The organism is Nocardia sp. NPDC005366 (genome assembly GCF_040606855.1).
Taxonomy (GTDB): Bacteria; Actinomycetota; Actinomycetes; order Mycobacteriales; family Mycobacteriaceae; genus Nocardia.
On the sequence record NZ_JBEXFQ010000077.1, the window covers coordinates 1 to 7,036 of the forward strand.

The 7,036-nt window shown below is 66.9% G+C and carries 7 protein-coding genes; 5 read left to right on the plus strand and 2 right to left on the minus strand.

Features of this window, described 5'->3' with window-relative positions; all coding sequences use genetic code 11:
* Nucleotides 1-166: 166 nt before the first annotated feature.
* The 5 genes from ABZS43_RS36265 to ABZS43_RS36285 are packed head-to-tail and all read left to right on the plus strand — an operon-like array spanning nt 167 to nt 5,382.
* Nucleotides 167-1,153 carry an STM4015 family protein gene (locus ABZS43_RS36265; protein ID WP_355040538.1) on the plus strand — a complete coding sequence of 329 codons (987 nt, stop codon included), beginning with the start codon at nt 167-169 and terminating at the stop codon, nt 1,151-1,153.
* Between the two features lie 6 nt (nt 1,154-1,159).
* Complete coding sequence (locus ABZS43_RS36270) at nt 1,160-2,311, plus strand: STM4014 family protein (RefSeq protein ID WP_355040539.1); 1,152 nt, start codon at nt 1,160-1,162, stop codon at nt 2,309-2,311.
* Nucleotides 2,308-3,150 carry an STM4013/SEN3800 family hydrolase gene (locus ABZS43_RS36275; RefSeq protein ID WP_355040540.1) on the plus strand — a complete coding sequence of 281 codons (843 nt, stop codon included), beginning with the start codon at nt 2,308-2,310 and terminating at the stop codon, nt 3,148-3,150. The genes ABZS43_RS36270 and ABZS43_RS36275 overlap by 4 nt, the downstream gene beginning before the upstream one ends.
* On the plus strand, nt 3,147-4,487 hold the full coding sequence (locus ABZS43_RS36280) for an STM4012 family radical SAM protein (protein ID WP_355040541.1): 1,341 nt from the start codon (nt 3,147-3,149) through the stop codon (nt 4,485-4,487). The genes ABZS43_RS36275 and ABZS43_RS36280 overlap by 4 nt, the downstream gene beginning before the upstream one ends.
* Nucleotides 4,488-4,494: 7 nt before the next feature.
* A complete protein-coding gene (locus ABZS43_RS36285) occupies nt 4,495-5,382 on the plus strand; it encodes an STM4011 family radical SAM protein (RefSeq protein ID WP_355040542.1) in 888 nt (295 codons plus the stop codon).
* 5 nt (nt 5,383-5,387) lie between these two features.
* On the opposite strand, the gene ABZS43_RS36290 is transcribed toward ABZS43_RS36285, so the two are convergent.
* Both ABZS43_RS36290 and ABZS43_RS36295 read right to left on the minus strand, forming a co-directional pair.
* Nucleotides 5,388-6,335: an alpha/beta hydrolase gene (locus ABZS43_RS36290; protein WP_355040543.1), complete on the minus strand. Its 948-nt coding sequence runs from the start codon at nt 6,333-6,335 to the stop codon at nt 5,388-5,390.
* A gap of 494 nt (nt 6,336-6,829) precedes the next feature.
* Nucleotides 6,830-7,036: hypothetical protein (locus ABZS43_RS36295; protein WP_355040544.1), on the minus strand; the 207-nt coding region annotated here is incomplete at its 5' end.

Here is a 7,036-nt window from a genome sequence, read left to right on the forward strand (position 1 = left end):
CCACACGGTATGACAAGTTGGCCATCACCTACCGCGCCGGAGTCGTCCTGGCCCTGATCGTGGAGTGGCTCAGGTCATTGGGAGACAGAACCTAGATGACTGTCGGGATCACTTGGTAGAAAACGCATATCGATCACGAGCACGACCGAAAGGGACTGGGCGCACAATGAGCATCGGCGACCACATGAAAGAGTTCGGCGGGTTGCCTGCCTTCGCTCTCCCTGATCTCGAGAAGAAGAAAAAAGGTGGGAAGAAGCGAAACAAGAAGAAGGACTTGCCCGCGACCGATTCGGTGGCCTGGCGGATTGGTCAGAGCTACTACGACGACGAGGAATCCTGGGAGGACAAGTTCGCCCGGTTCCTCGACACCGTCGACACCACCCGGGTGCGGGCTCTGATCGTCGGCCAGTGGACCCGGGCGTACGACCACGGACCGGAAACGGTGATCGCGGCCCTCATCGCGGCCGGAGACAAGTTCCCCGCACTGCGCTCGGTGTTCCTCGGCGACATCGTGATGGAGGAGAACGAGATCTCCTGGATCCACCAGGGCCTGGTGACCCCGCTGCTCGAGGCTTTTCCCGACCTAGAGGAATTCGGTGTGCGCGGCGGTGAGGGACTGGAATTCCCCGCCGTGCGGCACGAACGGCTGCGGAGGTTGACCCTCGAGAGCGGCGGCCTGCCCGCCGAGGCCGTGCGCGGGATCGCGGCGAGTGATTTTCCCGCGCTCACCCACCTCGACCTGTGGCTCGGCACGTCGGAATACGGCGGAGACGCCGTCGTCGACGATCTCGCCCCGATCCTGGCGGGCACCCGGTTGCCGAACCTGAAGCATCTGGCCCTGCGCAACAGCGAGATCCAGGACGAGATCTGTACCGCGCTCGCCGCGGCGCCCGTGGTCGCCCGGCTCGAATCCCTCGATATCTCGATGGGCGTGCTGACCGACGACGGTGTCGCGGCGCTGCTCACCGGACAGCCGCTGAGTCATTTGAAGTCCCTCGATATGCACTACAACTACCTGACCGACCCGATGCGCGAGCGGGTGCGGGCGACGCTGGAGCCCGCGGGCGTCGAACTGGATCTGCACTTCGACGACGCCGAACAGGACGACGACGAGGACGGCACCGTCTGGCGTTTCGTCGCCGTCGGCGAGTGACGCGGCGTGTCGGTGTTCGCAGTTCCCGATAGTGGTGCCGCTCCATCCCGCTGGGTGGTCGTCGGCAATGGCGAGAATCGACGGGTTCGCTTGTTCGCCGAGGCGGCGGGTTCGGCGACCCCCCGGGTGATCGAATGGCGTGAGGTGCTGCGCGATGGCGGCCACGATTTCGCGGACGACGAGATCGTGCGACTCGAATCCCCCGGCGAGAATCCCGAGGTGGATCGGTTGCTGCGCGGCACGAAGGAACCGACCCGCGTGGAGGGTTCCGCCCGCTGGTACGCCGGATTCCTCGCGGCGGTGCGCTCGCTGCGTGGCGGACTCCGGCTCGATGATCCGGATGAACTGGCCGTGCTTTTCGACAAGCGGCTGTGCCACGAAAGGCTGGCGCGGGCAGATGTACCGGTACCGCCCGCGCTCACCTCGGCCGGGTCTGCGCCGGTCGGCGGCTGGGCGGATATTCGCCACCGCATGCGTGAGGCCGGGATGCCGCGCGTATTCGTCAAACTCGCGCACGGTTCGTCGGCCTCCGGCGTCCTCGCGATCGAATCGACGCGCGCTGGTCGGGTCCGGGCCACGACATCGGTCGAGCGAACAGCCGACGGCCGCCTCTACAACTCGCTGCGGATTCGGCGCTACACCGATGAACGCGATATCGCCGCGATCGTCGATCGGCTCGCGCCGGACGGACTCCACGTCGAGCGCTGGATTCCGAAGGCCTCGCAGGGCGGTCGCTCGGCGGATCTTCGGGTCGTGGTGATCGCGGGTCGCGCGACCCACGTCGTCGTCCGGACCAGCCGTGCTCCCATGACCAATCTGCATCTAGGTGGTTCGCGCGGCGATCTGGATGCGGTGCGCGACGCCGCCGGTGACCACTGGGCGCACGCGCTGTCGATCTGCGAGCGCGCCGCCGCCTGCTTTCCCGGAACACTCTGTGTCGGAGTCGATCTGCTTCCCGCGATCGGCTGGAGTCGGTTCGCGGTCGGCGAGGTCAACGCATTCGGAGATCTGCTACCGCGACTCACCGGCCTACCGGACGGACCCGCCGCCGGACTGGACACCTACACCGCGCAGATCCGCGCGGCCGGTCATCGCTATCCCTCGGTCCCACCGGGTTCTCACCGGAAATCCCTGGCATCGGCCGGGTGCGCGACGTGACCTCCTCCGACCCGCGACTGCCCCGGCCCGATATGAACGAGGTCGTCGGCAGCGACGACCTGCTGCTGCTCACCCTGGACACGCTGCGCTACGACATCGCGGTCGAAGCCGCGGCCTCGGGGCGACTACCCAATCTGGCCGCGCGTCTGCCGGACGGACAGTGGCAACGACGCCATGCCCCCGGCAATTTCACCTATGCCTCGCACCACGCGATATTCGCCGGATTCCTGCCGACCCCGGCCGCACCGGGACCGCACCCGCGACTGTTCGCCGCACGTTTCGCGGGCAGTGAGACGACAGCCGAGGGCACCTTCGTCTTCGACGAGCCCGATCTGGTGACCGCACTGGCCGGGCGCGGGTATCACACGGCATGTATCGGCGGGGTCGGCTTCTTCAACAAACAGGGCGCGCTCGGCAGCGTGCTGCCCGGACTTTTCGCCGAAAGCCATTGGCAGAAGGACTTTTCCGTAGCATCACCGACCTCGTTCGAGGCGCAGGTGGCCTGCGCGGAACAGGTGGTGGCCGCACTGCCCGCTCATCAACGGCTCTTCCTGTTCGTCAACGCTTCGGCGCTGCACCAACCCAACTGGTTCCATCTGCCCGGCGCGACCCGAGACGCCGGTGACAGCAGGGCCACGCATGCCGCCGCCCTGGAATACATCGACCGTCACGTGGGCCGTCTGTTCGACGCGATGCGATCGCGGCGACGGTGTTTCGCCATCGTTTGCTCCGACCACGGCACCGCCTACGGCGACGACGGCTACACCGGACATCGACTCGGCCACGAATCGGTATGGACGGTTCCCTACAGCCACTTCTTCCTGGAGCACCCCGCATGATCCACACCATCGCCCTACCGCGGCCGTATCAGAACTACGTCTACGCCTATCCACACAAAACCGCCTACCGTCCGTTGACGCCACCCCCGGCCATCGCCGAGCTGTGGTCGGGAGAATCCAGGCAAGCCCTCTCGCTCTACCTGCACATCCCGTTCTGCGAGGTCCGCTGCGGATTCTGCAATCTGTTCACCCGGGTCGGCGCGCCCGACGGACTCACCGGCCGCTACCTGGACGCGATGACGCGCCAGGCCGAGACCGTCCGCGCGGCACTCGGCGACACCGAGCCGGTCCGTTTCGCCAATGCCGCGTTCGGCGGCGGCACGCCCACCTACCTGGAGGCGGGCGAACTGTCGCGGCTGTGCGATATCGCCGAGGACGTCATGGGCGCGGACCTACGCTCGATCCCCCTGTCGGTCGAGGCGTCCCCGACCACGGCCACGGCCGACCGACTGTCCGTACTCGCCGAACGCGGGACGACGCGGCTGAGTCTCGGCGTGCAGAGTTTCATCGACGAGGAAGCCCGCGCCGCTGTGCGACCGCAGCGTCGCGCCGATGTCGAGGCGGCACTCGGCCGTATCCGCGATGCCGGTATCCCGGTGCTGAATATCGACCTGATCTACGGCATCGACGGTCAGAGCGCCGCCAGTTGGCGGATATCGCTGGATGCCGCGCTGGCGTGGCGACCCGAGGAGATCTACCTCTATCCGCTCTATGTACGCCCGCTGACCGGGCTCGGCAGACATACCGACCCCGTTGTCGCCGAACGAAGTTGGGACGAGGAACGGCTGCGCCGCTACGACGAGGGCCGCGACCACCTGCTCGCGAACGGCTACACGCAGGTGTCCATGCGGATGTTCCGCCGGATCGACGCACCACCGCGGGGTGCGGACGACTACGCCTGCCAGAGCGACGGCATGATCGGGCTCGGGTGCGGCGCCCGTTCCTACACCTGCGGCGTGCACTACTCGTTCGACTACGCCGTCGCTCCGCGAGAAGTCCGCGCCATCATCGATACCTACACGGCGACAACCGATTTCACCCACGCGAGCTACGGAAGGGTGATCGACGGGGATGAGGCCGAGCGGCGCTATCTGCTCCAATCACTGCTCCAGTCCGAGGGTTTCTCCGTCGTCGACTACCGGCGACGTTTCGGCCGCGACCCGCGGGCGGGGTTCGGGGCCGAGCTCGACTCACTCGCCGAACGCGGCTGGCTCGCCGACTCCGGCGTCGACTGGCTGCGACTGAGCCCGCGGGGCCTCGCGTACTCCGACGCCATCGGCCCGGAATTCTTCTCGCCCGCCGTGCGCGCGGCGATGGCCGCCTACGAGCACCGGTGACCAGCGCGTGCACCTGACGATTCTCTATCGCGGCCCGCTGTCCTCCTGCGATTACGACTGCCCCTACTGTCCTTTCGCCAAACGCCGCGATTCGACCGAGCAATTGCGCGCCGACCGCGCTGCCCTGGAACGGTTCACGCGGTGGGCGCGCGCGAGCGCCGAGCATCGGCTCTCGATCCTGTTCACGCCGTGGGGCGAAGGTCTGGTCCGTTCCTGGTATCGCCGGGCCCTGGTCGAACTGTCACACGAGGCGCATATCGAGCGCGTCGCCATCCAGACCAACCTGAGCTGCCGCACCGAATGGCTCGCCGACGCCGACCGCGACACTCTCGCGCTGTGGTGCACCTACCACCCCGGGCAGACCCCGTACACCCGCTTCCTCGACAAAACCGGTCGACTGGCGCGCGCGGGCGTGCGTTTCAGCGTCGGAATCGTCGGTCTGCCCGAGCACGCCGCGCACGCGCGGCGGCTGCGCGCGGATCTACCCGACCACATCTACCTGTGGGTGAATGCCGCGCAGGACTACACCTACACCGATGCCGAGGCGGACGACTGGACCGCGCTCGACCCGCTGTTCCCGTTCAGCCGTCATCCGCACCGCTCGGCCGGGCAGACCTGCCGCACGGGTTCCTCGGTGCTCTCGGTCGACGGCGATGGGACCGTTCGCCGTTGCCATTTCGTGAAGGAACCACTCGGCAACCTGTACGACGGGTCGTATCTACGCCAGGTCGCGCCCCGCGCGTGCCCGCTGGCCGTCTGTGATTGCCATATCGGATACGTCCACCTGGAATCCCTGCCGCTCTACGACGTCTTCGCCGGTGGCGTACTCGAACGTATTCCGGCCGTGCCGGTCGGGCGCGGCGGACCCGTGCCCCTCCCCCCGCTCGGCAGCTGAGCGGACTACGCGACCAGCGCGAGGCGCCTGCTCTCCGCGTCGCCGACGCGCGTCATCAGCCTGGCCATGGCGTCGGCCACCCGCGCCGGCTGCTCGAGAATGACCGAATGGCCTGCGCCTTCGACGATCACGAGATCCGAGTAATCGACGGCGGCGGCCATCGCGACGGAATGCGACGCCGGAGTCATCAGGTCGGCGGAGCCACAGAGCACCAGCGTCGGGATTCCCGAGAGCACGGCGAGCGCGTCGGTCCGGTCGTAGGTCATGAAGGCGCTCAAGAAACTCGCCATCGTCACGATCGGGGTTTCGTTGTGCATCGCGTTGGCGAGTGTGAGCACCCGCGGGCTCACCCTGCGGTCACCGAATTCGGCGGTGCGGATGACCGGGGCGAAAACCTTACTGGCCAGCAGCTTCGCGTGGTGCATGACGCGCGGGGCGCGGCGCACGGCAGCCTGGAAGACAGAGACGACCGGGTTCCTCAGGAGGCGGCCGAAGCCCGCGTCGGCGAGCCCGTTCGCCGCGGTCGCGATGAGTGCGACACCGACGATACGAGTGCCGATCTGGTGCGGGTACTGGCCCGCGTAGGTCAGAGCTGTCATACCGCCCATCGAGTGGCCGACCAGGACGACGGGTCCGGTGGGCGCGACGGCGTCGAGAACGTCGCGCAGATCGTGGCCGAGTTGTTCGAGGTTGTAGGTTTCCTGAGCCGCCGCCGCGGAGTCACCGTGACCGCGGTGGTCGTAGCAGACGACCCTGGCGCCCGCGTATCGGCGCGTCAGCGCGTCACGAACGTAGGTCCACGACTCCGCGCGCAGACAATGTCCGTGCAGCAGGACGACGGTGAGGTCCGCGTTTCGCGGGCCGTATTCGCGCACTGCCAGGCCGACACCGTCGCGCGTCGATACCGTGGCACGACGTTCCGCCGAGGCGGTGAATGTGCTGGTGATCGACATCGGATGCTCCGGTCTGTGTGCGGGGACAGCTCTACTGTCCACCGCGTTCGCCGCCCGTATCAGGTCCCCGAGTGCTGAGGTCGGGGCACCAAGGGTGGGCAGAACCACCACCAAGGTTGCGGCGCCGGGCGCGAGCCCCGGCAGGTCGACACCGGTGACCCGGTGCCGAGACTTCTGCCCGCCGCTCACCACCCCCGCGCAGCCTGCGCTGACGTCTCTCCGACCGGACGCACACCGAAAGCGCCGAATTCGCGCATCCTGAGCGAATTCATCGAGGCGACGCCCTGAAATCAGATTCACCACGCCGGATTCACTCTCTCGATAAGCCGCATAGCTACTGCCATATGGCAGCTTCCCGTTCGTCGAGCGCCCTACGAACCCAGGCTCGCGGCATCCAATGAAATACATGCGAACCAGGGGTTTAAGTCGATTCCACCGTCCAAGACGCCGCGATTACTCACATAAATTGTCGGTAACGAAGCCGCCCGGATTCGTTATTCCGAAATTGCCCCAGTTAACGTTTCAAGTATCGCCGAATGTGGTGAAGGTGAGTGGTTCTCACCGCGATGAGAGAGGAGAATCAGCATGCAAGCACTGGTCACCTTGTTCACCGCGCTGCTCACGACGCTGAGCGCGGCCTTGTAGCTCCATCGCGCTGACTGAACTACGCCGGCCCGGCTCGTCGCGACGAGCCGGGCCCG

What these genes read in the sequence shown, in the direction of transcription:
- ABZS43_RS36265 (WP_355040538.1), top strand. Translation starts at nt 167, where the DNA reads ATGAGCATCGGCGACCACATGAAAGAGTTCGGCGGGTTGCCTGCCTTC.
- ABZS43_RS36290 (WP_355040543.1), bottom strand. Translation starts at nt 6,335, where the DNA reads ATGTCGATCACCAGCACATTCACCGCCTCGGCGGAACGTCGTGCCACG.
- ABZS43_RS36280 (WP_355040541.1), top strand. Translation starts at nt 3,147, where the DNA reads ATGATCCACACCATCGCCCTACCGCGGCCGTATCAGAACTACGTCTAC.